We start from the raw sequence: 26150 nt of genomic DNA, 5'->3' as shown, positions 1-26150 counted from the left end.
TCCTCCTTCTTTTCCATATCGAAAAATGTTAGCCATCTTGATGTAGTAGGAGGAAGAAAGAGTTTTGTTTGTGCTGCGGTTAGCTCCCACATTTTTCTTACTTGATGGAAGTAAATAGATTTTTTGAGTTTTCCTCGAACTTTTTTGCGAGTTCCAACTGTTTTGACTTGAACTCTTCCAAAAAACCCTCTAACTGTTTTTGAGCCTCTTCACGTTGTAATTGTTGTTGCTCAATAAATTGTTTTGTTGTTTCTTCAAATTGACCGCTTGTTTGTGTAAGAATTGACAAAGAAGTTTTTGTAGGAGAAACGGTAAGCTGATGCATATGAGCAGAAAGTTCCTTCCACTTGTCTTGCCACTCGTTAATTTGATCATTTAAGGAGTTTCCAGTTAATTGTTTCACGTAATCTGTGTATTGGTTATTGAACTGAGCAGTGAGTTGTTGTAGTTCTTTTTCTAGTTCATCTACTCCTGATGTTAATTTATGCAAAGCGTCTTGTTGTTGTTTTAATGTTTCTAAAGTAAGTTGCTCTAACTGTTTTCCAGCTGAAGAGAAAAGGGAAAGTGATTGAGACCAGTTTTTCCAAAATGCATCGACTAATTCGTATGGTTTAGTTTCCATTGTTTGACCCCCAAATGTTTTTTTGCATATTGTGAACGCAGATTACTCTGCTGTACCACCAGGTGAAGATGAAGAATCCTTTTCATCCTTTTCTGGAGAAGTAGAAAATGGAAAGAATGCATTGGTGTATAACGTGAAAAACGTTCGCAACATATTTTGATAATGTTCAAAAGAAGTCGCACAGGTTGTTAAATATTGCTCTCCATATTCAGTTAAAGAATAAATTCTTTTTGCCGGCCCTCCATCGCTTGTATCCCAAGTAGAAGAAATAAGGTTTTCTTTTTCTAATTTGCGTAGTGTTCTATAAACATTACCTTGGTCAACAGAAGAAAAGCCGATATCCATTAGCATTTGAATAAGTTTGTAACCATGAAGACTCCAGTCTTTTAGACAGAGAAGTAAGAAGGGAACTAAGAAGTTTTTTGGCATGGAGTTTGGTTGTTTCGCTTGGTTCTTCTCCAAACTTTCGCGTTGTTCTGGTTCATTTTGTAGCATGATTGTGCATCACCTCATGAATCAGTTAGATGGAATTTTTTGCTTATAAGTGCAATTTACACCTATCTGTTTTTAAAGTCAACACATTTGTTAGAAAATAGAAAAAAATAAAATATAGACTTGAAGTTTTATTCAGAATATTAGAAAATAGTGAATAGGTTGAATTGTTTCAAAAACGAAAAAGGGAGTGTAGGTAAAGTGATTGATCAAAAATTCGATCCACTACAAGCATGGAAAAATGCTTATGAACAAACCGAAACATTTTGGGGAAAAGCGCTCAATGAAACAATTAAAACAGAAGAATATTCAGCTTGGATGGGCAGCGTTCTAGATTTGAATTTGTTTTATCAAAAAGCATTAAATGATACGACAAAAAACTATTTAGAACAAGTAAATGTGCCGACGAAAGAGGATATCGCAAGAGTGGCTACGCTTGTTATTAACTTAGAAAATAAAGTAGATAACATTGAGGAGTTTCTAGAGGAGAAAGTAGATTCTTTAGGACAAGCCCCTACATTAAAGCGTGATGTGACGAAAGTGAAACAAGATATTCGTACGCTTGAAACAAAAGTAGATCGAATTGTAGAATTGCTAGAAAAGCAAAATGCAGTACTAGCTAAACTACAAGTACCTGTAAAAGAAGAGGTAAAGCCTACGAATAAACCAGAAAATAAAAAATGATAAAAGCGCTTGTTTATAACAGGTAAAAGAGAGCGGGAGAATCTCTTTTCACGTATAAACAGCGAAACATAATTATATATGGACTCTATAGTATGAGTACCAAAATGATTCATAACAATCGTTCACAAATTCATTTAAGGGGGAAAAGAAATGGTTCAATTAAATGGAAAAGTAGCAATCGTAACAGGTGGAGCAAAAGGAATTGGAAAAGCAATTACAGTAGCATTAGCACAAGAGGGAGCGAAAGTAGTTATTAACTATAATAGCAGTAAAGAAGCAGCTGAAAATTTAGTAAATGAATTAGGAAAAGACGGACATGACGTTTATGCAGTGCAAGCGGATGTTTCTAAAGTAGAAGATGCAAACCGACTTGTAGAAGAAGCTGTGAATCATTTTGGTAAAGTTGATATTCTTGTTAATAATGCTGGTATTACAAGAGATCGTACATTCAAAAAATTAAATCGTGAAGATTGGGAGCGCGTAATTGACGTGAATTTAAGCAGCGTATTTAATACGACAAGCGCGGTGCTTCCATACATAACGGAAGCGGAAGAAGGAAGAATTATTAGCATTTCTTCTATTATTGGTCAAGCAGGTGGATTTGGCCAAACAAACTACTCAGCAGCAAAAGCGGGTATGTTAGGATTTACAAAATCATTAGCGTTAGAACTTGCAAAAACAAATGTCACTGTAAACGCTATCTGCCCAGGATTTATTGATACTGAAATGGTAGCAGAAGTACCAGAAGAAGTACGTCAAAAAATTGTTGCAAAAATCCCGAAAAAACGTTTTGGTCAAGCTGATGAAATTGCAAAAGGTGTAGTATACCTATGCCGTGATGGTGCGTATATCACAGGTCAACAATTAAACATTAACGGCGGATTATATATGTAATGAAGTAAGAAAAAAGTGCATATCCATAGCAGGAATGCACTTCTTTTTTTAAGAAGGAAATCGACCAAAAAGGAGATAAAAAAATGACTACATTCGCAACAGAATGGGAAAAGCAATTAGAGCTATACCCAGAAGAGTACCGAAAAGCGTACCGCCGAGTGAAAAGGGCGAGTGAAATTTTATTACGTGAACCAGAGCCGCAAGTAGGATTAACGCCGAAAGAGGTTATTTGGACGAAGAATAAGACAAAGCTTTATCGCTACATTCCAAAACAAGAAAAAACACAAAGAGTTCCAATTCTGTTAATATATGCTCTTATTAATAAACCATATATTATGGATTTAACTCCTGGAAATAGTTTAGTGGAATATCTAGTGGATCGTGGTTTTGATGTGTATATGCTTGATTGGGGCACATTTGGTTTAGAAGATAGTCATTTGAAATTTGATGATTTCGTTTTTGATTATATTGCAAAAGCAGTAAAAAAAGTAATGCGAACTGCAAAATCGGACGAGATTTCTTTACTTGGTTATTGCATGGGTGGAACGCTAACTTCTATTTATGCAGCACTTCATCCGCACATGCCAATTCGTAATTTGATTTTCATGACAAGTCCTTTTGATTTCTCTGAAACAGGATTGTATGGTCCTTTATTAGATGAGAAATATTTCAATTTAGATAAAGCGGTTGATACATTTGGAAATATTCCGCCAGAAATGATTGATTTCGGAAACAAAATGTTAAAGCCAATTACGAACTTTGTTGGTCCATATGTTGCTTTAGTAGATCGTTCAGAGAATGAGCGCTTCGTCGAAAGCTGGAGATTGGTTCAAAAGTGGGTTGGTGATGGTATTCCGTTCCCAGGTGAATCATACAGACAGTGGATTCGTGATTTTTATCAAAATAATAAATTGGTTAAGGGTGAACTCGTTATTCGCGGACAAAAGGTAGACCTTGCAAATATTAAGGCGAATGTCTTAAATATTTCCGGGAAACGTGATCATATCGCTTTGCCATGTCAAGTAGAAGCATTACTAGATCATATTTCTAGCACAGATAAACAATATGTATGTTTACCAACAGGGCATATGTCTATCGTTTACGGTGGAACAGCTGTAAAACAAACATATCCGACGATTGGAAATTGGCTTGAAGAGCGTTCTAATTAAAAATAAAAAAATCCAACTAGCCTATGTTAGTTGGATTTTTTTATGAAAAATAACAAAACATAGAAAGGAGAAATTTATATTTTAGGAGTATAATTATGAAACTTATGACGGGTAAGTTGTTTTGGAATACAGGAGTTTCTGTACCTTGTTATCCACTGTTAGAAAATGATATGATATGTGATGTGCTCGTAGTCGGAAGTGGCGAAGCCGGTGCTCATATAGCGTATTCTTTAGCGAAAATCGGCATGAGTGTAATGCTTATTGAAAAAAGAGAAATTGCATGTGGTAGTACATTTGCAAATGTAGGTTTATTACAGTTTCTTCATGATAAATCGTTAACCTCACTTATCCATACATTTGGTGAAGAAAAAGGGGTACGAGCATATAAACTGTGTTACGAAGCGTTACGAACAATGGAGAAAGTGGTACCTACTCTCGATATTGATCCCTATTTTATTCCGAGAAGTAGTTTATATTATGCAAGTAAAAGTGAGGATGTCTCATTTTTACAAGAGGAGTACAATACGTTACAGAATTATGGATTTCCTGTTGAGTATTTTACAGAATCTGATATTAAGGAACGTTATCCTTTTATAAAACAAGCGGCATTGTATACACACGGTGATGCTGAGGTGAATCCGTATTTACTAGCGCATAGTCTTTTGCATAAAGCAAACCAAATGGGAGCTAATATATATGAACATACAGAGGCAATACATATAAAAAAACGGCAAAATGATTTAATTTGTTACACGAAAACAGGAAATCAAATTGTAGCAAAGAATATTATTATGGCGACGGGCTATGAAGCACTTTTTGGGAAGAAAGAAAAAAATACAACAGTAGAGGCATCTTATGCAGTTGTGACAAATGAAATAGATCAGTTTGATGGCTGGCATGAGCGATCGTTAATTTGGGAAACAGCACGTCCCTACTTATATTTTCGGACGTTTCAAAACCGCATTATGGTAGGCGGATTAGATGAAGCGATGCAAATTCAACCGATTGGTGATACGAAACTATTGCGTAAGCGTGATATCCTTATTAACATTGTAAGAGAGATGTTCCCGCAGTATAAGAATATACAAGCAGAGTATTATTGGGCAGCAGCATTTGGTAGTAGTCATGATGGTCTACCTATTTTAAAAGAAGATAAGAAGATACATAATTTATTTTACGCATTATTGCACGGAGGTAATGGAACTGTGTATGGAATGGTATTTGCCAAATTATTTGAGCAGTTATTTACAAATAAAGAAAGTGAAGATTTTTCTTTATTTAATCGATAGAAAAAAGGTAGCGAAGTGATGGAATGAGAGATATAAAAAAGTTTTTACAAAAATTACGTCCTGTACAACTCATCGTTTTGTTTTATTTATTAGCGGTAGTTGTATCGGTGATATTGCTTAGTTTACCGTTTGTTACGAAGCCTGGTGTGAAATGGACATTTATAGATTCGCTTTTTACATCGGTTAGTGCGGTAAGTGTTACGGGACTGTCTGTTATTACGATTTCAGATACGTTTACTACAGCAGGAATTATTGTTTTAGCCCTTATTCTACAATTAGGCGGCTTAGGAATTATGGCGCTTGGTACATTTGTTTGGATCATTACGGGGAAAAAGATTGGTTTGCAAAGAAGAAGATTAATTATGGCAGACCATAATCAAGGAAATTTATCGGGTCTTGTAGAATTGATGCGTTCTATTTTGATTGTAATTATTTCAATAGAACTTATTGGAGCAATCCTATTAGGTACAAGATTTTTACTTTACTTTCCGACTTGGCAAGAAGCTTATTTTCACGGTTTCTTTGCAGCTGTTAGTGCGACTACGAACGGCGGATTTGATTTAACAGGACAATCATTAATTCCGTATAAAAAAGATTATATTGTTCAAATGATTCATATGTTACTAATTATTTTAGGAGCGATTGGTTTCCCTGTGCTAATGGAAGTGAAACAATTCCTTAGTAAAAGGAGACAACAATTATTCCGTTTTTCATTATTTACAAAATTGACGACAACAACATTTTTTTCGCTCGTTGTTGTTGGTACAATTATGATTTTTTTATTGGAGAGAAATCATTTTTTAGTAGGAAAGTCATGGCATGAAACTGTATTTTATACATTATTCCAATCTGTGACGACGCGAAGTGGTGGACTCGCTACGATGGATATACGTGAATTGTCACAACCGACGCTTTTATTTATGAGTATATTAATGTTTATAGGGGCATCTCCAAGTTCGGTTGGGGGCGGAATACGTACAACAACATTTGCTGTTAGTATATTGTCACTATACACCTTCGCAAGGGGCGGTAGAACAGTTAGAGTCTTCAAACGTCAGCTACATGAAGAGGATGTGCTGAAAGCATCTGTCGTTATGACGATGGGGATTTTGTTATGTGCTACTGCGCTATTCATTTTATCTATTACGGAAAATGTACCGCTTATGAGCTTAATTGTTGAAGTTTGTTCTGCTTTCGGAACGACGGGACTATCAACAGGTGTTACGCCTGATTTAACAACTGTTGGGAAACTTGTACTTATTGTGCTTATGTTTATCGGACGCGTTGGTATTTTAACATTTATACTAGCTAGTGGTGGAAGGGAACAACCACCTCGCTATAAATACCCGAAAGAGCGGATTATTATTGGATAGTAAAAAACCATTCTACCTATGTTAGGTAGAATGGTTTTTTAGTCGTTAATGCCAAATTGTGGATGCATAAAAGCTTCATTTTTATTATCCACTTCGTTTTTTAGTAACTCTTGATTTTCTTCTGAAATCCACCCAATATCATTTGTAGGATGGATCCACTCATCGCCAGCCATAATGGCAGGATCTACTTCATCACTCCAATTGTTAAGCGGACTGTTCTCGGAATTATATTGACTGTCTCCAATTACAACATCATATTGATTCACAAAAGGTTGTTGCATCGTTTTTCCTGTTCCTTTAAAAGATGGAAAATTCATTTGATGCGGGAGCGTTTCGTCTAAAATTGGTGATTGAATCTTTTCTTTTTTCTTCAAAATTATCGCTCCTTTTTATAATGATTTCTTCATATGTAGTATTTCCATCTAACGCCTCTTATGTACTTGTTAACACTTGCCAGTAATAATTATTTCAGCTTGCTTCAAACTAGAGTAGAAAGTGATTTCTTGAGAGCAGGTGAATGTATTGGTAAAAAGAAAAGTGAAACAAAATGCGGCAATCAATAATAATAAAACTCCGAAAGAAAGCTTACCAGATGCAGAATTTGCATTAGAGTATGAAGGAGAAAATAGCGCAAAGTATGCTAATCGTAATTCAAAAAAAGGTAAACAAAAATGAGGCGTTTTTTACAAACGCCTCATTTTTTTGTGGGATTATAAAGGTTTTTTTAATTATTTGTAAATTTAGTGTTTTCTATTAGCAGAAAAATGCGAAAAAACATAGAAGTAGCAACGTATTACACAAAAACAAACAACAAACAAAAGATTAATGTTGGTTTAATACTGCTTTTACACTAGTTGTTTATATTTGAGTTGTACATAAGATTTGTAAAAGGAGAGAGAAACAGTGAAAAAAACAATCTTTAAAGCTGTAGCGACTGGAATGGTATTTTCGTTATTAATGGGTTGTGGTGCAAAGAAGGAAGAAAGTGCTGGAGCGAAAGTGAAAGATGACAAATTATCTGGATCATTAACTGTTTACACAGCGATTGAAGAAGAGCTTGTACCAATTTATCTTGATTCTTTTAAAAAGAAATATCCTGATGTGAAATTGAACATTGTACGTGATTCAACAGGAGTTATTACTGCGAAATTGCTAGCTGAAGGAAAAAATACACAAGCAGATGTTGTATGGGGAACTGCGGCATCAAGTCTATTAGCTTTAGATAAAAAAGATATGTTAAAAGGGTACTCTCCAAAAGGAGCGGACCGCGTTCTTTCGCAATTTAAAGATGACAAACAACCTGAAAAATGGGTAGGAAATACTGCATTTATGACGGGGATTGCTATAAATAAAGAAGAATTAAAGAAGAAAAATTTACCGATGCCAGAATCATACGAAGACTTAACGAAACCAGAATATAAAGGAACGCTTGTTATGCCACATCCGGCTTCTTCTGGAACAGGATTTTTAACAGTTTCTGCATGGCTACAAATTATGGGTGAAGATAAAGGCTGGGATTACATGAAGAAACTTCATGATAATATGGCAACTTATACGCATTCAGGCTCAAAACCAGCGAAATTAGCAGGTGCAGGTGAATATCCAGTTGGCGTATCGATGGTTTATAGTGCTTTAAAAGAGAAACAAAAAGGTGCACCAGTTGAAGTTGTATTGCCGAAAGAAGGATTAGGTTGGGAAGTAGAAGCGAACGCACTTATTAAAAAAGATAATGCAAAAAATGAAAAATTAGCGCAAGCATTTTTAGATTGGGCAATTACTGATGATGTAATGAAGTTATACTTCGAGAAAAATGGATTTGCAACAATTAAAAATGATTATAAACTTCCAGATGGATTCCCGAAAGATGTGACGGAAAAGTTATATAAAAAGAATGACTTTAAGTGGGCAGCAGAAAATCGCGACAAAATTTTAGAAAAATGGGAAAAAGAGTTTGGCCAAAAAGCAGAACCGAAAAAGTAAGTGAGTGGGAGAGAGAAAAAATGAGCGAATATTTATCAATTCAACACATTCAAAAACAGTTTGATGCATTTACAGCGTTAAAGGATATTTCTTTTACTGTGAAAAAAAATGAGTTTGTATGTTTATTAGGCCCAAGTGGCTGTGGGAAAACAACATTGCTTCGAATTTTAGCAGGGCTAGAAGAGGCGACAACAGGTAGTATAGCTGTGAATGGAAAAGATATTACAGCATTACCTCCTGGAAAGCGGAATTTCGGAATGGTGTTTCAATCATATGCATTATTTCCGAATTTAACAGCACTTGAAAACATTGAATACGGCTTAAAGACAAAAAAGTATGGAAAAGCAGAAGTAAAAGAGAAGGCGCTATCGGCGTTAGAACTAGTTGATTTACTGAATGTAAAAGATAAATATCCTGCTCAAATGTCTGGTGGACAACAGCAGCGAGTAGCACTTGCACGTGCGCTCGCTCTGTCTCCGGATATTTTGTTACTCGATGAGCCGTTATCTGCTTTAGATGCAAAAGTACGTGAAAAGTTACGTAGAGAAATGCGTGATTTGCAAGAGAAAATAGGAGTAACGACGATTATGGTCACGCATGATCAAGAAGAGGCATTAACGATGGCTGATAAAATTGTTGTAATGAATCATGCGGAAATTATGCAGATTGGAACACCAGAGGAGATTTATCAAAGACCAGCCAATCCGTTTGTGGCAGATTTTATTGGTTCTATTAATTTCTTTTCGAAAAATAACGAAGAACATGCAATTCGTCCTGAACATGTAACAATTGTACAAAAGGACGGTATTAAAACAGTTGTGGAAAGTATGGAATTTCGCGGATCTGTATATCGGACGGAAGTGCGAGTCTTAGAAGAAAACACACACCTTTATAATGAGAAAATTGTAGTGGATATATTAGCATCAGAAGTAGAAGCAACGGCTATTAGAAAAGGAAAGCCGATTCAAATCTCTTTCTCAGAAAATCATATGTTGTCATATGGAAAGAAGGTCATTGTATAGATGGAGATGTTAGAAAACTATAAGGTAGAAAGTACGAAAAAAAAGATTAAGAGAAGTATAGGGAAAGAGGAATGGATCCAAAGGCTCGTAATTATCGTTATGATTTTTTCTTTCCTTATCATACTTGTATTACCGCTATTACAACTATTTACACAAGCTTTTTATAATAAAGATGGAGTTTTCGTTGGTTTAGCGAATTTCAGTAAATATTTCACAACACCAACTTTAGTTCAGTCTTTACAAAATACAGTATGGATTTCTGGCGCAACAACAATTATTTCAGTTGCAATCGCATTCGTTTACGCATATGCAATTGCCCGTACGAATGTTTTTGGAAAGCGTGTATTTCAGTATGTAGCGTTATTACCATTGTTCGCACCAACGATGATGCACGGTATAGCACTTACATATTTATTTGGTAATCAAGGGCTAGTAACGAAAGGAATGTTTGGTTTATTTGAAGGTATACAAATCCCTTTATATGGACCAGTAGGAATTGTAATAGCTGAAGTTATGTATACATTTCCACAAGCCTTTCTTATATTGCTAATTGCCTTCCAAGGATCTGATTATCGTTTATATGAAGCTTCTAATATGTTAGGGGCGAGTAAAACAAAGCAATTTTTCACGGTTACTTTACCTAGTGTAAAGTACGGATTAATTAGTGCAATGTTTGTTGTGTTCACACTTAGTTTTACTGATTTTGGGGCACCAAAAATTGTTGGTGGTCAATATAATGTGCTTGCTACTGACGTATACAAACAAGTAATTGGACAGCAAAATATGCCGATGGGTGCAACTGTCGGAATGATTTTATTAATCCCAGCTATATTCGCATTTGTAGTTGATCGTATTACGCAAAGAAAGCAGGCGAATTTCTTATCTTCAAAAGCAGTACCATACAGAATAATAGCTAATAAGAAAAGAGATGTAATCTCATTCATATATTGTAGTGTGATTACACTTATGATCATTCTATTATTTGTTGCAGTTGGTATTGCTGCAAGTGTGAAAGTATGGCCATATAATATGAGTTTTACATTTGAGCATTTTAATTTTTCAAGTTTAACAGGAGATGGACTTGAAGCATTTAAAAATAGCGTAATTGTTTCAGCAGTTACAGCAGTTATTGGGGCGATTTTAACATTTGTATTCGCATATGCAATTGAGAAAATAGACCAGCTACAATTTTTCAGAAAAACAGGTTACTTTTTCTCTATAGTGCCGTTAGCGATACCAGGTTTAGTACTCGGATTAGGATATGTCTTTTTCTTTAGTCAACCAACGATTCAAATTCTTGGACTATCAGTAACGAATCCGTTTCATTCTTTATACGGAACAATCGCTGTATTAGTACTAGTAAATATCATTCATTTTTATTCTGTAACATTTGTCACGGCAACGACTGCCTTAAAGAAATTAGACCGAGAGTTTGAGCTTGTTTCGCAGTCGATGGGTATTCCGTTTTATAAAACATTCTTCCGAGTAACAGTACCAATGTGTTTACCAGCAATTTTAGAAATGGTAATGTACTACTTCGTAAATTCAATGGTAACTGTATCGGCAGTTGTATTCCTATATGCAGCTGATTTTAAACTAGCTGCCGTATCAATCGTAAATATGGATGATGCAGGAAATGTACCACCAGCAGCTGCAATGAGTGTACTTATTGTTGTTACAAATATTGTAGTGAGAGTTGTATATGAATGGGGAACGAAAGCACTTCGTAACCGAACTTCACAATGGCAAAAAAGATAAGTAAGAAGGGTGATGGACAGAATGAAAATTGAAGCAGTTATTTTTGATTGGGCAGGTACGACGGTTGATTACGGATGTTTTGCACCGCTAGAAGTATTCATGAAGATTTTTCAAAAACGTGGCGTTGAAATTACAGCAGAAGAAGCACGTAAGCCAATGGGATTATTAAAAATAGATCATGTAAGGGCACTAACAGAAATGCCTCGTATTGCGGATGAGTGGAAGCGTGTCTTCGGTCAATTACCAACAGAAGCAGACATTCATGAGATGTATGAAGAGTTTGAAGAAATTCTCTTTTCTATTTTACCAAGTTATGCTACGCCGATTGATGAGGTAAAAGAAGTAATCGCTTCTTTACGTGAGAGAGGCATTAAAATCGGTTCAACAACGGGCTATACGAGAGAAATGATGGAAATTGTAGCAAAGGAAGCAGCGTTACAAGGATATAAACCTGATTTTCTTGTTACGCCAGATGATGTTCCAGCAGGCCGCCCATACCCATGGATGTGCTATAAAAATGCAATGGAACTTGGTGTGTATCCGATGAACCATATGATAAAAGTAGGGGACACAGTATCAGATATGAAAGAAGGTAGAAATGCTGGAATGTGGACAGTTGGTGTAATTCTTGGAAGTAGTGAGCTCGGTTTAACGGAAGAGGAAGTGGAGAGTATGGATTCGGTAGAGCTTCGTGAAAAAATAGAAATAGTTCGTAATCGGTTTGTTGAAAATGGGGCTCATTTTACGATTGAAACGATGCAGGAGCTCGAAAACGTAATGGAACATATCGAGAAACAAGAACTTATTATTTCATAAAAGGGGTACGGGATCATGAATGAAAATCACTACTTATTATTAACACCAGGACCATTAACGACAACAAAATCAGTAAAAGAAGTTATGCTATACGATTGGTGTACGTGGGATGTTGAATATAATACGATGGTGCAAGAAGTAAGAGCTAAACTTGTATCGTTAGCGACGAAGGAAGAAGAGAAATATACAACAGTGTTAATGCAAGGAAGCGGTACGTTTTCAGTTGAAGCAGTAATTGGCTCTGTTATTCCGGGAAATGGGAAGCTTCTCGTTTGTACAAATGGTGCGTACGGTAAGCGCATTGTACAAATGGCAGAGATGTTACAGATTGATGTAGTGGTCAGCCAAACAGAAGAGTGGGAACCTACTAATATTGTAGAAGTAGAAAAGTTATTGGAAGAAGATAAAGAGATTACGCATATTGCAGTTGTTCATTGTGAAACAACGACAGGCATTATAAATCCAATTGTAGATGTATGTAAATTAGGAAAGCAGTATGGAAAGGTTACAATTGTTGATGCGATGAGTAGTTTCGGCGGGATTGAAATAGACATTGCTGATTTACAAATTGATTTTTTAATTAGTAGTGCGAATAAGTGTATTCAAGGGGTTCCTGGATTCGGATTTGTAATCGCAAAACGTGATGAATTATTGAAGTGTAAAGGGCAAGGACGCTCTTTATCTCTTGATTTATATGATCAATGGGAAACGATGGAAAAACAAAATGGGAAATGGCGTTTTACTTCACCTACACATGTTGTACATGCTTTTTATCAAGCACTACTTGAACTAGAAAAAGAGGGTGGAGTAAGAGCGCGTTACAATCGATATTACAACAATCAAAAACTACTAGTGAATAGAATGGGAGAAATCGGATTTAAGCCACTAGTAGATGAGAAATATCAATCTCCTATTATTACATCTTTCATTTATCCAAAAGGGGAGTTCGAGTTTCAACAGTTATATAACGAATTAAAATGCTATGGATTTGTTATTTACCCTGGGAAAATTTCGAAAGTAGATACGTTCCGGATTGGAAATATAGGTGATGTACATGAAGAAGATATTAATCGCTTAGTTGATAGTATTGCTAAAGGAGCTGTTATTGGGTGAAAGTATTTTGTTTAGGTGGAGCAGGTAAAATTTGTCGTGAAGCTATTTTGGATTTAATTCAATTTTCATCTTTTGAGACGATTACTGTAGCCGATTTTAACGAGGAAGAAGGCCGTAAAGTAGTAGAATGGCTCAACGATCCTCGTGTTGATTTTGTAAAAGTAGATGTAACGAATCACGAGGATACGGTTGCAAAAATGAAAGGTTATGACATTGTATTGGATGGTACGACGATAAAGCTAAACGGATTGTCGACTCGCTGTATTGCAGAAGCAGGCTGCCACGGTGTGAACTTAAATGGATTTGGTGAAGAAAATGAATCGCATGCTATATTTGTTCAAAATGAAAAAACATGTTTGCCTGGGTTTGGCATGACGCCAGGTGTAACGCAAATGATGGCAATGCATGCAGCAAATCAACTGGATACTGTAGAGTCTGTCCGCGTAAGTCACGGTTCGTATCGTCCGATTGCTTTTTCTGCTTCAATTACAGAGACAACGACATATGAATATGATCCACATTTACCATCGCGTACAGTGTATGAAGATGGTGAATTTAAACAAGTACTTCCGTTTGCGCGTCCGAGAGAAATAGAATTGCCAGCGCCTTATGGTAAGGAAACGCAGTATATCATTCCGCATTCTGAAACGATTACGTTAGCAAAGGCACTAGAAAATAAAGGTGTCAAACTGATAGAGACGAGAGGAACTTGGCCGAAGCAAAATATGCAACTTGTACGTGCTTTATATGATTACGGCATATTGCGTAATGATCAGATTGAAATAAACGGGAAAGAAATAGGCATTATGGATTGTATTTCGCAGTATTTATTGCAATCGAAAGAAGGACAAGAAACAGAGCTTTATGGTTATGCACTTCATGTAGAAGTAATAGGTATGAAAAATAATGAGAAGCAAAGACATGTGTTATATCATACACATCCGTTATCTGATGGTTCTGTTGTAGGATGGGAAAAATTAAGGGCGTATACGAGAAACGTCGGTATTCCATTTGGGGTTGCTGCAGAGTTAATTGCAACTGGAAATGCAAGTAGGGTGGGTGTTGTTACGCCTGAAGAAGCTTTTGAAAATCCACAATTAATTTTTGATGAACTAGCAAAGCGCGGTATTCATATTCATGAAGAAGTTTCTACTTACAAAGAAAATTATAACTTTGTATAAGCAAGGAAGCTTATGAGGGAGATATAAATGAGGTGAATCTATGTCTGTAGTAGGAGAAGAAAGAAAGCGAACCATTCTTGAAAAGGTAGAATTTAAAGGAAAAGTAAAGGTTTCAGAATTAGCGAGAGAATTTGCTGTATCAACAGAAACGATTCGTCGATATTTAGAAGAATTAGATCGTGAAAAGAAGCTGAAAAAAGTGTATGGTGGAGCTGTTCAACTTCCAGGCGCTGGGGTAGAGGCGCCAATGTTAGAAAGAGAAATGCTACATATAGAAGAGAAGAAAAGAATTGGTTATAAAGCAGCGACATTTGTAGAAGATGGTGATGTCATTGCAATTGATGATGGAAGTACACCGCTTCAAATGGTTCCATACCTTGTTCATCGTAAAAACTTAACGATTGTAACAAGTTCATTTCCAGTCGCAACACAATTAATTTCTTCTATTAATAAAAAGATGTTTCACGGTGAAGTTTTATTTATAGGTGGAAAAGTATCTCCAAAGCATTCGCGTGTATCAGGGTCTATTTCTCAGCAAGTAATACAGCAATTCCATTTTCATAAAGCGTTCGTTTCGATTGATGGGTTATTACCTAGTTTTGGAGTTTCCAGCTTTGAATTAGAGAAAGCGAAATTGTCAGAGGCGATGATGAAATTAGCTGAGAAGACATATATTTTATGTGATCATACGAAGGTAGGCGTGAAAGGGAATTATCGTATAGCAGCATTTTCACGTATTCAACATGTAATTTGTGATAAAAAAATGCCATATAGTTTTGAAGAAGAACTTATGAAGCATAATATTCAGTGGACAGTTTGTTAAATAAAGTGAAAGTACCTAAACTCCCGCCTAATTTTTAGGAGGGAGTTTTATTGTCTGCAAATCGTAAAATAAAAGATTTGCATTTATGCAAAAAGTGGACACATTTTCTCATCTCTTTCATATAATTTACCAATACAAAAAAAGTTGGTCGAAGGAAAGAAGGGAGAACATGTCAGAACGAATATATAATAAACTTGTATTGTACGCGAATATTTTGCAAAAAATTGGTGTCATCAATGAGAAGGAAAAAAGTGAAATTCTTCATACGATAGGTAAAAAAGCCCTTTGAATAAAGGGCTTTTTATTTTTTATCTTTAAAAATATAAATTTAATATAATATTCTCATTGACAATGATAATGATATTCATTATCATTTATTTGTGGGTAATTGATAAGGGTTATCAATTATAAAAATTGTATATGATAGGGGATATTATTTTGAAAAAAAATTATATGAAGGCGCTAGTAGTAGCGACAACATTAGCAATTCCATTTGCTACGTATTCTACTCCAGCATTAGCGGCATTAAAAGTTGAAGCAAATCAATCGGTAGCAGCAGCGAGTGATCGCACGTATGATACTGAAATTAAAATATATAAGGACCAAAAAGACGAGCCATCTATGGTTTCTCAATATATAAAAGATCCTAAAGTAACGATTGCAGCTGGCAAAAAAATTGTCACTGTAACAATGCAAGATAGCGATTATTTTCAATATCTTAGAATAGAAGATAAAAACCAGCCTGGTGTATTTCATGATGTGAAGGTTTTGTCAGAAGATAAGAGGAAGAATGGAACGAAAGTAGTTCAATTTGAAATTGGCGAGTTTGAGAAGAAACACAATATGCAAATGCATATACTTATTCCAGCTATTGGATATGATCACAAATATCAAGTTCAATTTGAAATTAAAGATCCAACTGTAGGTAACAAAGAAACAGAGAAACCAGATGATAACTCTAATTCAGGAAATACGGAAACGGATAATCCAGTTGATAATCAAAATATGATAACAGATAACAAATTAAGAGAGCTTGTTAATAAAAAAGTATTTAATAGAAAAGATTTAAATACACCAATTACGAAAGAAGATTTATTACAAGTAAAGGATTTGTTTTTAAATACAAATGAGATACTTGATTATAGTGCATTAAAATATATGCCAAATTTAAAATCTTTAACAGTTGCGAATGCGAAGATAAAAGACCCGTCGTTCTTTGCGAACTTAAAGCAATTAAATCATTTAGCTTTGCGTGGTAATGAATTTGCAGATGTAACGCCACTTGTTAAGATGGATAATTTAGAATCTCTTGATTTAAGTAATAATAAAATTACAAACGTTGCACCACTAACTGAAATGAAAAATGTAAAAAGTTTATATCTATCAGGCAATCAAATAGAAGATGTAACAGCATTAGCGAAAATGGAACAACTAGATTACTTGAATTTAGCAAATAATAAAATTAAGAACGTTGCTCCATTAAGCGCTTTAAAAAATGTAACATACTTAACTTTAGCAGGTAATCAAATTGAAGATATTAAAGCGTTATATTCATTACCTTTAACAGACTTAGTATTAACACGTAATAAAGTTAAAGATTTATCCGGCATTGAGCAAATGAAGCAATTAGAAGAATTGTGGATCGGGAAAAATGAAATAAAAGATGTTACTCCTCTAAGTAAGATGACACAGTTAAAACAATTACACTTACCTAACAATGAGTTAAAGGATATTACTCCATTATCAAGTTTAGTAAACTTACAAAAGCTTGATTTAGAAGCGAATTATATTTCAGACTTATCACCAGTTAGTAATTTAAAAAAATTAGTATTTCTAAGTTTTGTTGCAAATGAAATCCGTGATGTCCGACCAGTTATAGAACTAAGTAAGACGGCTTATATTAATGTCCAAAATCAAAAAGTATTTTTAGAGGAAACAGAAGTAAATAAAGAAGTAAAAGTACCTATATATGAAAAAGATGGTGAGATTTCTACGAAAATCCGTCTGAAGAGCGATAATGGTACGTATAGTAATGGTGTAGTGAAATGGAGTACACCAGGTGAGAAAGTATATGAATTTGGTGTGAAAGATCCATTCGCGGATACAGGAATCTTCTTTACAGGATCTGTTATTCAAAATGTAGTAGAAAGTAAAGACGGTAATACATCTAAAGAAGATGAGAAAACAGAAGTGGTAGAATTTAAAGATGTACCAAAGGGACATTGGTCAGAAGAAGCAATTAATTACTTAGCGAAAGAAAAATTATTTATAGGCTATGGAAATGGTGAATTTGGATTTGGTGATAACATTACTCGTGGACAAGTAGCACTTCTAATACAAAGGTATTTAAAATTAGAAAATAATCTAGAACAAAAAACGGCATTTACAGATACGAAAGGAAATATGTATGAAACGGCTATTGATGCAGTGGTTCAAGCTGGAATTATGACAGGCTATGGAAATGGTATGTTCCGTCCGGATGGAGTATTAACTCGATATGAAATGTCAGTAGTACTACAAAGAGTATTTCAGTTAAAAGAAAATGAAAATAGTGCAGAGAATTTTAAAGATGTACCAAATGGCCATTGGGCGAAAGGATATGTGAAAGCTTTAGTGGATAATAAAATATCAAAAGGCAACGGGGAAGGGAATTTTTTAGGAGATAATTTCGTAACACGTGAACAATACGCGCAGTTTTTGTATAATGCAATAAAGAAATAAAGTGAAACTTTATTCAGTGGGGGTTTTGTTCATTCCCCACTGATTAGTAGCCCTCACCAATCGGGCTGCCCGTTAATGCGGAATAAAAAATGAGGAAAATACGCTATTCTTTAATTAAAGAATAGCGTATTTTTTATGTGCAAAATGAAATAGATAGGAGTATAGACATATGAATAGCCTATTTTAAAGAAGAACCACGAAACTATATTGACAAAAAAGCGTTCTCATGTGATAATTCAATTAAATTTTTAGAATAATCAAAAAATATTCCTTTTACATAGAAAGGATTCGAACCTTATATGAATATTATGCCGGGGGTGACGAAATGTTATTTTTTCTGAAGAAATGGAATGAATTAAAAGATGTGAAATCTGAATTGGCACTTCGTGATTGGTTTTATGGTACCAAAATTAGCTTATCGCTATGTACGTCAAAAGAGCCGTTAACATTTTTAGTAAATGTTGAGGGAAGAGATAAAGGGCTATTTTCGGAAGAAGATTTTATTGTCGTAAATTGCATGTGCGAGTCAGTATTTGAAAATGAAGAAAAACCAGCTGCAGAGTCATTCATGCATGCGGATATTTATAAAAAAAGTAGTGCAGGATGTATTTTACAAGTGCAGACTGTAGATAGTCATTTAATATCAGAGTTATATGGGGAAGAAGGAGAAGTAACGTTCGATAAACGCAGTGTGGAGCGTGTTTTCGGAAAAGAAGGTATAACAGAAATGACAATTCCAATTGTAGAAGATGAAAAAAAATTCGCTGATTTATTAGAAAGCAATGTTCCGAATTTCATTGAAGGTGGAGGAGTAGTTCTTGTTCATAATTACGGCATGATTGTGTGGGGAAAAACGCCAGAAGAAGCGAAAAAATGGCTAGAGGGTATAGAATATTTAATGAACTATCATGTAAAGTTATTAATGATTAAGGGTGCAAGGAGCTCTGTTATATAAAAATGGATGTGATATGGCTACAAGTTAATAAACAAATGAAAGCGTTTTAAAAATAATTTCACTCATAAAATATAGGTCTCCTTATTATATATAGATTACATGTTGACATGTAAGGAGGAACATATTTTGCGAGTTAAATATCATTTTCTGCCAAAGCAGCAAGTAACATTTTGCAAGATAAATGATTCTGGTGAAGAGGCACTGCAAATGATGAACGAAACGGGATTTCGAGCCATCCCGGTATTAGCAGAAGATGAGAAGAAATTCACGGGGATTATTTATAAAGTAGATTTATTAGAAAAAAAATGCAATAGCGGATTAGAGCATGTAAGTGCAGGGGATATGCTTGATGATTCCAATGCATTTATTTTTGAAAAGGATTCATTCTTCAGAGCTTTTTATGTAATTCGTCGGCTTCCGTTTTTAGCCGTGCTAAATGATTATAATGAATTTGTCGGTATGTTAACGCATTCGAATATATTTGATGTTATTGAAGATTCATTTGGTATGCGAACAGGTGGTTATATATTAACAATTGCAACACAAGATTGTAAGGGAACGATTAAAGAGCTTGGGACATTGTTAAAAGCATATAATATCGGTGGCCTATTTACGTTAGATAACGGTGATCAATATATCCGCCGCGTTATTGTAAATATATCAGATGAGTTAGATGAAACAAGATTAAAGCAATTAATCGGAAAAATAGAGAAAAAAGGATTCAGAGTGAGTCATGTAGATTATATTTAAGTTAAAAAAAGTACCTATCTGTTATATATAGATAGGTACTTTTTTGTCCCGTCATTTGTGGGCAGTAAAATCCGAGCCTCAAAATTCAGCGCAAGTAAAGAAGTTAAGTGGGGGACGGATTGCCCATAAAAGCCCAATTGGTGAGGGCTGATTAAAGTTTTACTTTATGTGAGTAATGAACTTTATTTTGAAACAGGAGGCGGGGATAATGCTAGATCAGATAAGAAAATAAAGTCTGCATGCTCACGAATTTTAGGGATAGAAGTTTCAATAACGCGTGATGTAATTTCACCTGGAGGGCCCACATGCCCGATAGCTACCATAATAGGTTTTTCTTGAATTTTTTTGATGAGTAATTGGGCTTGTTTTGAAATATGTCCTGCTGTATACACATCATCAAAAAATAGTTGGTTTTCAATAATAGGAACTCCTAATTCTTTTCCGATTTTTGGGACGACACTATTAGGATTCGTTTTACTATCTAAGTAAAATAAACCGTGTTTTTTACAAGCAGCAAGTATAAGGCGAACAATTCTTTCATCCGCTGTTACTTTTGACCCCATATGATTGTTCATTCCAATTGCATGCGGTACTTCTTGAATCGCTTGTTCAAGTCGGTTGTTTATTTCTTCATCGCTTAAATCAGTTGTAATTGCTTTCGGCCCAAGCCATTCTTTTTTACCTTTTATAGGTTCCATTGGCATATGTATAATAACTTCATGGCCTTTCTTATGGGCAGCTATTGCATCTTCTTTTGTGGAAGGAAGAAAAGGCATAACAGCAACAGTGAGTGGAATGGGAAGTGATAACATTTGATTAGTCCCCTTCATATTATTTCCGAAATCATCAATGACAATAGCAACTTTATTCGTATGAGCATTTGCTTGAATAGGAAATAAGAAGGACGGTAAAAACAAAACAATGATGAATAATGCAATCGTATATTTTCGCATATAAATATTTCCTTTCTATTGTTATCCCGCTATTTGTGGGGGAGTAAGACTCCCACCTCAACATTGGGCTGGATAGGTGGGAGATTCACTGCCTACCCGATTGGTGAATGCTAATAATCAGTGGGGGCTGAACAAAAAACACTGATTAAAGTTTCACTTTATCAATCATCATTATGTTTTGCTTTTTTATATAAATTAAACAAAAAATGTCGAAGAAAAGTAGGTGGAAAATTAAGAATCCACGGTTTACGTAGCATTTATAAAAAAACAAGATGAAAAAAATGTCTATTATTGCGAATGTATTTACAAAGATAGAATAATTTGTAATAATTCTCAAAGTGAGGGTAAAGATTTGTAAATTACAGGGAGAAAATGTTAAAATTTCTGATTCTTCAAATTTGCATATGATTAAGTAGTTAAAAAAGTCAATGGAGAAGTGAAGTTAAGAGCATGGAAGTATAATAAGGGGGATATGGATGTTTACTGTAAAAAGGAAGTACACATTAGAAAAGCTTTCACGTGATATTCATATGAAACGTGAAGAAATGATTCAACTAGGATTAACAAGTGGGCTAAATAGTAGGGAGACAATTCAAGTTAGTCAAGAATTGGACAAGCTTATTTTACAATATCAATGTTATAAAGAAAAACAAACACCGAAATGGTTTTCAATTATAAAAATACCTATTTTCCAAATCGGGTATGAAGGAAAATCAAATAATTTTTGGCGAATGCTTGTGGCTGGTTTTATGAAATAAGTATAATTACCCTTATGGGATAAGGATAATTATACTATGTGTAACGGAATTTCGATATGAACTGTTGTTCCTTCGTTTTCTGTACTGTCAATAAAAATATGCCCATTATACATCTCTACAATTCGTTTACATATGACAAGTCCAAGACCTGTTCCAGTATCTTTATTAGTAAAGAACGGATGAAAGAGGTGTTTTTGAATATGTTGCGGAATCCCTTTTCCAGTATCTATAATCTGCAATTGTGCGTGTGTTTCATTGTTTTTTACTACAATGGTTAGTGTATCACTAGAAGTCATGGCCTCAATTGCATTTTTTGTAATGTTTAAAACCACTTGTTTCATATGGTCTTTCGAACAACGGATATGAACAGGATGGTCTGGCAGATGTAAATGGAATACAATGTTATGTAAATTCGCCTCAGATTGAATAATTAATGCTACCTCATTTAGAATTTTTCTTACATCATACGTTTGTTCGATGATGGCGGTTGGCTTTCCGAGAATAAGAAATTCACTTACAATTTCATTGATTCGCTCTATTTCTTGTTCAATTACGGAAAAGTAGAACTGATCTTGCTCATCTTTATATTTCTCTTTTAATAGAGCGACGAGTCCTTTAATTCCAGTAAGAGGATTACGGATTTCGTGTGCTGTACTCGCTGCAAAAGTTCCAACTAATTCAATTTTTTGTAGTTCATTTTGTTGCCTTTCAATTTTTGTTTGACGTTTTAACAACATATATTGAGCAAGTAAAAATAAAATAGACATTAAAAATAAAGTAGCTATACACTCTATTGCAACCCACTGGTATAAGGTTTTTTGATGAATAGGTAATGGAGAAACAGAGACCTTCCAATTTAATCTTTGGAGTGGGGTAGTAAGCATATTAGAATGCGTATCACTTGTGTCGCTATTATCATCGGTTAGAAAAACTACATCATGTTTATCAGTTACCTCAAAATGGTATTGTGGTTTAATGGCATTTAAAGAAGATGAAATGTAATCAAAGCGTAAACTAGCTAATAATAATCCTGAGAGCTCCTTCTGTTTATTAAATATGGGGGCAGCAATCATAATAGCTTTATGTCCAAGAACGCGATCAGTAATGACTGATGATACAGTGGTTTTTTTAGTTTGGAGCGCGTCTTGAATATATTTACGGTCTGAAACATCTATAGGCTTTGATTCATCTTCAGATGCGATTGTAATGACTCCTTCTGGTGTAGCGTAATATAGACCAGAAAAGCGTGCATCGTTTCCATCTGTATCATGTACAATTTGTTTAATACCATTTATATTACCAGTCTCGGTGCCTACAACTTTTGCAAGCATGTCTAAAGCAGAAATTGCTTCACCAAGATGATGATCCAAATAATCTCTATATAAAAAGAGAACTGTATGAGCAGATAATTTGTTTTCCTGTTTCATTTTATATGTATGATACGAATAAAATGTAGCACCAATCCCTATTGTCGGTAGGATAACAAGCAATATATATACAATTATGCTTTGGAATTTGACTTTCAAATGTGGTACTCCTTCTTTTTTTATTATCATTATATATAAACTATGTTAAAATTGTCATGTTTTTATTCAAGAATGATTCTTAATATATTAGGGGAGAGGAAATGGATGAGTGAATGCTCATTCGGAATTCACAGGAAGTATGAACTGGCATTTTCTTTTTATTGCTGAGAATTTAAGTGAAGGGTTGAAATTTGTATGACATCAAATAATGAACGAGAAGATATTTCTCAATCTTTAAAAGTATTTATTGCATTATCTCGTGTACATCGTTCTGTTATGGATACTACAAATAAATCTATACAAAGTAACGGGTTAAATCCAACTGAATTTGCTGTATTAGAACTGCTATATCATAAAGGCGGTCAACCACTTCAGCAAATTGGTGAGCGTATTTTAATAGCTAGTGGCAGCATTACATATGTTGTAGATAAGCTGGAGAAAAAGGGATTAGTAAAGAGAATTCCATGTCCGAATGACAGACGTGTTATTTACGCGCAATTAACTGAGTCTGGCGAGAACTTTATTGCTTCTATTTTTCCGGGGCATGAGAAAGTTATACATCAGTCTTTTGAAATGTTAACGAAAGATGAAAAAGATGAATTACTTGATTTATTAAAAAAAATTGGGAAGTATGAAAAATAATATGTTCCAAAGGAGCTTTGGATAAATAAATCCAAGGCTTTTTTATTTGTAATGAGCTCAGGGCAATCACTGCCGAAATTTGTTGAAAATTAAGAGGGAATTCAAGAATACGTATTGAATTATAATAAAGGTATGTAATGGAGAGGAGGCTCGTTCATGTCATTTAAAGACTATGAATATAAACGCCCAAATATTGAAGAGTTAAAAGAGAAATTTACTGTTGCTTTAGAGAAGTTTGATAACGCAAAAACTGTAGAAGAACAAAAACAAGTCATTCATTCAATTAATGAGATTCGCAACGATTTTGGTACAATGGGAAACCTTTGTTACATTCGCCATTCTGTTGATACGACGGATACTTTTTATAAGGAGGAGCAGGATTTCTTTGATGAATTCTCTCCAGTTGTACAAGGATATGGTACAAAATATTATAAGGCACTCATTAATTCTCCATTTCGTGAAGAATTAGAGGCGTATTATGGAAAACAATTATTTGCTCTAGCAGAATGTGATTTAAAAACATATTCAGATGAAGTCGTGAAAGATTTACAATTAGAAAATAAATTATCATCGCAATATACACAGTTATTAGCATCTGCAAAAATTGACTTTGCTGGAGAAGAAAGAACGTTATCGCAACTGATTCCGTTTATGCAAGGAAAAGAAAGAAGCGAACGTAAAGCAGCAAGTGAAGCATACTACGGATTTTTAGCTGGAAATGAGGAAGAACTAGATCGTATTTATGATGAGCTTGTTAAAGTGAGAACGAAAATCGCAAAATCTTTAGGTTTCAAAAACTTTGTTGAACTTGGATATGCAAGAATGTACCGTACAGATTATAATGCGGAGATGGTGGCTAATTACCGTCAGCAAGTGCTAGATTATATCGTTCCCGTTACAACGGAATTAAGAAAGCGACAACAAGCACGTATCGGTGTAGAGAAGTTAGCTTATTACGACGAAAACTTTGAGTTTGCTACAGGTAACCCAACTCCAAAAGGAGATGCGGATTGGATTGTTGATCATGGAAAGACAATGTATAAAGAGTTATCGGCTGAAACAGATGAATTTTTCAATTTCATGCTAGATAATGATTTATTAGATTTAGTTGCGAAAAAAGGAAAAGCTGGTGGCGGATATTGTACATATATTGAGAATTATAAAGCGCCATTTATTTTCTCAAACTTCAATGGAACATCTGGTGACATTGATGTATTAACACATGAAGCAGGTCATGCTTTCCAAGTATATGAAAGTCGTAAATTTGAAATTCCAGAATATAATTGGCCAACATATGAGGCGTGTGAAATCCACTCTATGAGTATGGAATTCTTTACATGGCCATGGATGAAGCTATTCTTTGAAGAAGATGCAGATAAATATTACTTCTCTCACTTAAGTTCAGCACTTCTGTTTTTACCTTATGGTGTATCTGTTGATGAATATCAACATTATGTATATGAAAATCCTGAAGCATCACCTGAAGAGCGTAAGACAGCATGGCGTAACATAGAGAAGAAATATTTACCACATCGTGATTATGAGGAGAATGATTATTTAGAGCGCGGTGGTTTTTGGCAACGTCAAGGGCATATTTATAGCTCACCGTTCTATTATATTGATTACACGCTTGCTCAAATTTGTGCGCTACAATTTTGGAAACGTGCAAGAGATAATAGACAAGAGGCGTGGGAAGATTATGTGAATCTGTGCCAACAAGGTGGAAGTAAATCGTTCTTAGAATTAGTAGAGGTTGCAAATTTAACATCACCATTTGCTGAAGGCTGTGTGAAAAGTGTTATTACAGAAATTGAAGCATGGTTACATGCGATTGACGACACAAAATTGTAAAAAACATGCGCTTTTTTTCACATGTTTAACATCGACATAATGGGAAAATGATGAGATAATAAAAGAAAATTCAGAATACTAAAGGGGTGTTTCTAATAAGGAGCACCTCTTTTCACCAACAAAAGGGGGGAACAAGTATGCTTCAATCTAATATGGATGTAAGTTTAGAAAGTTTAGTAAACTCATTACAGGCTACTCGAAGCACGCTATTATCAGAAATTGAAATGTTAAATGACACAGAAGTGAATGTAAAGCCACGCCGTGATAAATGGAGTATTATTCAAATTTTACACCACTTGCATTTAGTTGAACAATCTGTCACGTCTGCCCTTGTATATGCTTTACAAAAAAATGAAAGAAACATGACTCCATTTAAAGACCTCCAACTTACGCTTGATCGCACACATAAACGAGAAGCTCCTCAGCAAATGCAACCAACAGAAACTTTAATGAAAAAACAGCAAGGAATTCAATTGCTAGAACATTCACGCCAAGAACTATTACACGCGCTTCATAGTGTTATAGATGAAAAAGATCTATTTGAAAATGGATTAAAGCATCCTGTTTTTAATGATCTGAATTTGTATCAATGGGTTCAATTTCTTGATTTGCATGAACAAAGACATCTTACGCAGTTAAAAGAGGCGAAACATGCAATTTTGCAACGCTAAAGTGGAAGAAGTGGGAAACCACTTCTTTTTTGATACGTGCATAGTTTTCTTTCTTATTTTGGAATACTACATGGAGAAATAAGAAAGAAAAGAAGGAGTTGAAAAAA

The 26150-nt window shown here is 34.7% G+C and carries 25 protein-coding genes; 20 read left to right on the top strand and 5 right to left on the bottom strand.

What is annotated here, in order from left to right; genetic code table 11:
- Positions 1-97: 97 nt before the first annotated feature.
- Both phaP and phaQ read right to left on the bottom strand, forming a co-directional pair.
- Positions 98-622, bottom strand: a complete 525-nt coding sequence (gene phaP, locus ACS2QP_RS10395) for a polyhydroxyalkanoic acid inclusion protein PhaP (RefSeq protein ID WP_000448594.1) — start codon at positions 620-622, stop codon at positions 98-100.
- Positions 623-664: 42 nt separating this feature from the next.
- Complete coding sequence (phaQ, locus tag ACS2QP_RS10390) at positions 665-1117, bottom strand: poly-beta-hydroxybutyrate-responsive repressor (RefSeq protein WP_000939953.1); 453 nt, start codon at positions 1115-1117, stop codon at positions 665-667.
- 198 nt (positions 1118-1315) lie between these two features.
- Here phaQ and phaR point away from each other — a divergent pair, with 198 nt between their 5' ends.
- The 5 genes from phaR to ACS2QP_RS10365 all read left to right on the top strand — a co-directional run bounded on the left by phaR (position 1316) and on the right by ACS2QP_RS10365 (position 6523).
- Complete coding sequence (phaR, locus tag ACS2QP_RS10385) at positions 1316-1798, top strand: polyhydroxyalkanoic acid synthase subunit PhaR (protein WP_000566945.1); 483 nt, start codon at positions 1316-1318, stop codon at positions 1796-1798.
- A gap of 150 nt (positions 1799-1948) precedes the next feature.
- Entirely contained in the window at positions 1949-2692 is a 744-nt protein-coding gene (locus ACS2QP_RS10380; RefSeq protein WP_000250407.1) for an acetoacetyl-CoA reductase, read from the top strand.
- Between the two features lie 83 nt (positions 2693-2775).
- Entirely contained in the window at positions 2776-3861 is a 1086-nt protein-coding gene (phaC, locus tag ACS2QP_RS10375; protein ID WP_000206336.1) for a class III poly(R)-hydroxyalkanoic acid synthase subunit PhaC, read from the top strand.
- A gap of 95 nt (positions 3862-3956) precedes the next feature.
- The gene (locus tag ACS2QP_RS10370; protein ID WP_000772560.1) at positions 3957-5150 is read left to right on the top strand and encodes an NAD(P)/FAD-dependent oxidoreductase; all 1194 of its coding nucleotides are present in this window, start codon (positions 3957-3959) and stop codon (positions 5148-5150) included.
- 23 nt (positions 5151-5173) lie between these two features.
- Positions 5174-6523, top strand: coding sequence for a TrkH family potassium uptake protein (locus ACS2QP_RS10365; protein ID WP_001204714.1), 1350 nt, complete (start codon positions 5174-5176; stop codon positions 6521-6523).
- 38 nt (positions 6524-6561) lie between these two features.
- Here ACS2QP_RS10365 and ACS2QP_RS10360 read toward each other — a convergent pair whose 3' ends face one another.
- Positions 6562-6897 carry a DUF3905 domain-containing protein gene (locus ACS2QP_RS10360; protein WP_063535926.1) on the bottom strand — a complete coding sequence of 112 codons (336 nt, stop codon included), beginning with the start codon at positions 6895-6897 and terminating at the stop codon, positions 6562-6564.
- 148 nt (positions 6898-7045) lie between these two features.
- Between ACS2QP_RS10360 and ACS2QP_RS10355 the strand changes: the two genes are divergently transcribed.
- The 11 genes from ACS2QP_RS10355 to cbpA all read left to right on the top strand — a co-directional run bounded on the left by ACS2QP_RS10355 (position 7046) and on the right by cbpA (position 19642).
- Positions 7046-7198, top strand: coding sequence for a hypothetical protein (locus ACS2QP_RS10355; protein ID WP_000240799.1), 153 nt, complete (start codon positions 7046-7048; stop codon positions 7196-7198).
- Positions 7199-7426: 228 nt separating this feature from the next.
- On the top strand, positions 7427-8503 hold the full coding sequence (locus ACS2QP_RS10350; RefSeq protein WP_063535928.1) for a putative 2-aminoethylphosphonate ABC transporter substrate-binding protein: 1077 nt from the start codon (positions 7427-7429) through the stop codon (positions 8501-8503).
- Between the two features lie 20 nt (positions 8504-8523).
- The gene (locus ACS2QP_RS10345) at positions 8524-9525 is read left to right on the top strand and encodes a putative 2-aminoethylphosphonate ABC transporter ATP-binding protein (RefSeq protein WP_438882400.1); all 1002 of its coding nucleotides are present in this window, start codon (positions 8524-8526) and stop codon (positions 9523-9525) included.
- Positions 9526-11283, top strand: a complete 1758-nt coding sequence (locus ACS2QP_RS10340) for a putative 2-aminoethylphosphonate ABC transporter permease subunit (protein WP_438882399.1) — start codon at positions 9526-9528, stop codon at positions 11281-11283.
- Between the two features lie 21 nt (positions 11284-11304).
- Complete coding sequence (phnX, locus tag ACS2QP_RS10335) at positions 11305-12099, top strand: phosphonoacetaldehyde hydrolase (RefSeq protein WP_000687399.1); 795 nt, start codon at positions 11305-11307, stop codon at positions 12097-12099.
- A 15-nt stretch (positions 12100-12114) separates the two neighbouring features.
- A complete protein-coding gene (gene phnW, locus ACS2QP_RS10330; protein ID WP_001004784.1) occupies positions 12115-13212 on the top strand; it encodes a 2-aminoethylphosphonate--pyruvate transaminase in 1098 nt (365 codons plus the stop codon).
- Positions 13209-14393, top strand: a complete 1185-nt coding sequence (locus tag ACS2QP_RS10325; RefSeq protein ID WP_326263411.1) for a saccharopine dehydrogenase C-terminal domain-containing protein — start codon at positions 13209-13211, stop codon at positions 14391-14393. The genes phnW and ACS2QP_RS10325 overlap by 4 nt, the downstream gene beginning before the upstream one ends.
- Positions 14394-14433: 40 nt before the next feature.
- Positions 14434-15216 carry a DeoR/GlpR family DNA-binding transcription regulator gene (locus tag ACS2QP_RS10320; protein ID WP_000117666.1) on the top strand — a complete coding sequence of 261 codons (783 nt, stop codon included), beginning with the start codon at positions 14434-14436 and terminating at the stop codon, positions 15214-15216.
- Between the two features lie 420 nt (positions 15217-15636).
- The gene (locus ACS2QP_RS10315; RefSeq protein WP_438882398.1) at positions 15637-17937 is read left to right on the top strand and encodes an NEAT domain-containing leucine-rich repeat protein; all 2301 of its coding nucleotides are present in this window, start codon (positions 15637-15639) and stop codon (positions 17935-17937) included.
- 325 nt (positions 17938-18262) lie between these two features.
- On the top strand, positions 18263-18892 hold the full coding sequence (locus ACS2QP_RS10310) for a class II aldolase/adducin family protein (protein WP_000896006.1): 630 nt from the start codon (positions 18263-18265) through the stop codon (positions 18890-18892).
- Positions 18893-19018: 126 nt separating this feature from the next.
- Complete coding sequence (cbpA, locus tag ACS2QP_RS10305; RefSeq protein ID WP_001264208.1) at positions 19019-19642, top strand: cyclic di-AMP binding protein CbpA; 624 nt, start codon at positions 19019-19021, stop codon at positions 19640-19642.
- Between the two features lie 182 nt (positions 19643-19824).
- Here the strand turns inward: cbpA and ACS2QP_RS10300 are convergent, their stop codons facing one another.
- The gene (locus tag ACS2QP_RS10300) at positions 19825-20595 is read right to left on the bottom strand and encodes a divergent polysaccharide deacetylase family protein (protein WP_001234107.1); all 771 of its coding nucleotides are present in this window, start codon (positions 20593-20595) and stop codon (positions 19825-19827) included.
- Positions 20596-21071: 476 nt separating this feature from the next.
- Between ACS2QP_RS10300 and ACS2QP_RS10295 the strand changes: the two genes are divergently transcribed.
- Positions 21072-21353: an aspartyl-phosphate phosphatase Spo0E family protein gene (locus ACS2QP_RS10295; RefSeq protein ID WP_000495536.1), complete on the top strand. Its 282-nt coding sequence runs from the start codon at positions 21072-21074 to the stop codon at positions 21351-21353.
- A gap of 29 nt (positions 21354-21382) precedes the next feature.
- On the opposite strand, the gene ACS2QP_RS10290 is transcribed toward ACS2QP_RS10295, so the two are convergent.
- Positions 21383-22879 carry a DUF3149 domain-containing protein gene (locus tag ACS2QP_RS10290; RefSeq protein ID WP_438882397.1) on the bottom strand — a complete coding sequence of 499 codons (1497 nt, stop codon included), beginning with the start codon at positions 22877-22879 and terminating at the stop codon, positions 21383-21385.
- A gap of 195 nt (positions 22880-23074) precedes the next feature.
- Here ACS2QP_RS10290 and ACS2QP_RS10285 point away from each other — a divergent pair, with 195 nt between their 5' ends.
- From ACS2QP_RS10285 to ACS2QP_RS10275, 3 genes are all read left to right on the top strand, one after another.
- Positions 23075-23521, top strand: a complete 447-nt coding sequence (locus ACS2QP_RS10285) for a MarR family winged helix-turn-helix transcriptional regulator (RefSeq protein ID WP_000203336.1) — start codon at positions 23075-23077, stop codon at positions 23519-23521.
- A gap of 156 nt (positions 23522-23677) precedes the next feature.
- Positions 23678-25372 (top strand): M3 family oligoendopeptidase, encoded by a 1695-nt coding sequence (locus tag ACS2QP_RS10280; RefSeq protein WP_000008577.1) that lies wholly within the window; start codon positions 23678-23680, stop codon positions 25370-25372.
- Positions 25373-25509: 137 nt separating this feature from the next.
- Positions 25510-26043 (top strand): DinB family protein, encoded by a 534-nt coding sequence (locus ACS2QP_RS10275; protein WP_000941961.1) that lies wholly within the window; start codon positions 25510-25512, stop codon positions 26041-26043.
- The last annotated feature ends 107 nt before the right edge of the window (positions 26044-26150 follow it).

Source organism: Bacillus cereus group sp. Bce019 (assembly GCF_051781745.1).
Lineage (GTDB): Bacteria > Bacillota > Bacilli > Bacillales > Bacillaceae_G > Bacillus_A > Bacillus_A cereus.
The sequence above is the reverse complement of the archived record's forward strand: the minus strand, read 5'-3'. Positions and strand labels throughout refer to the sequence as shown.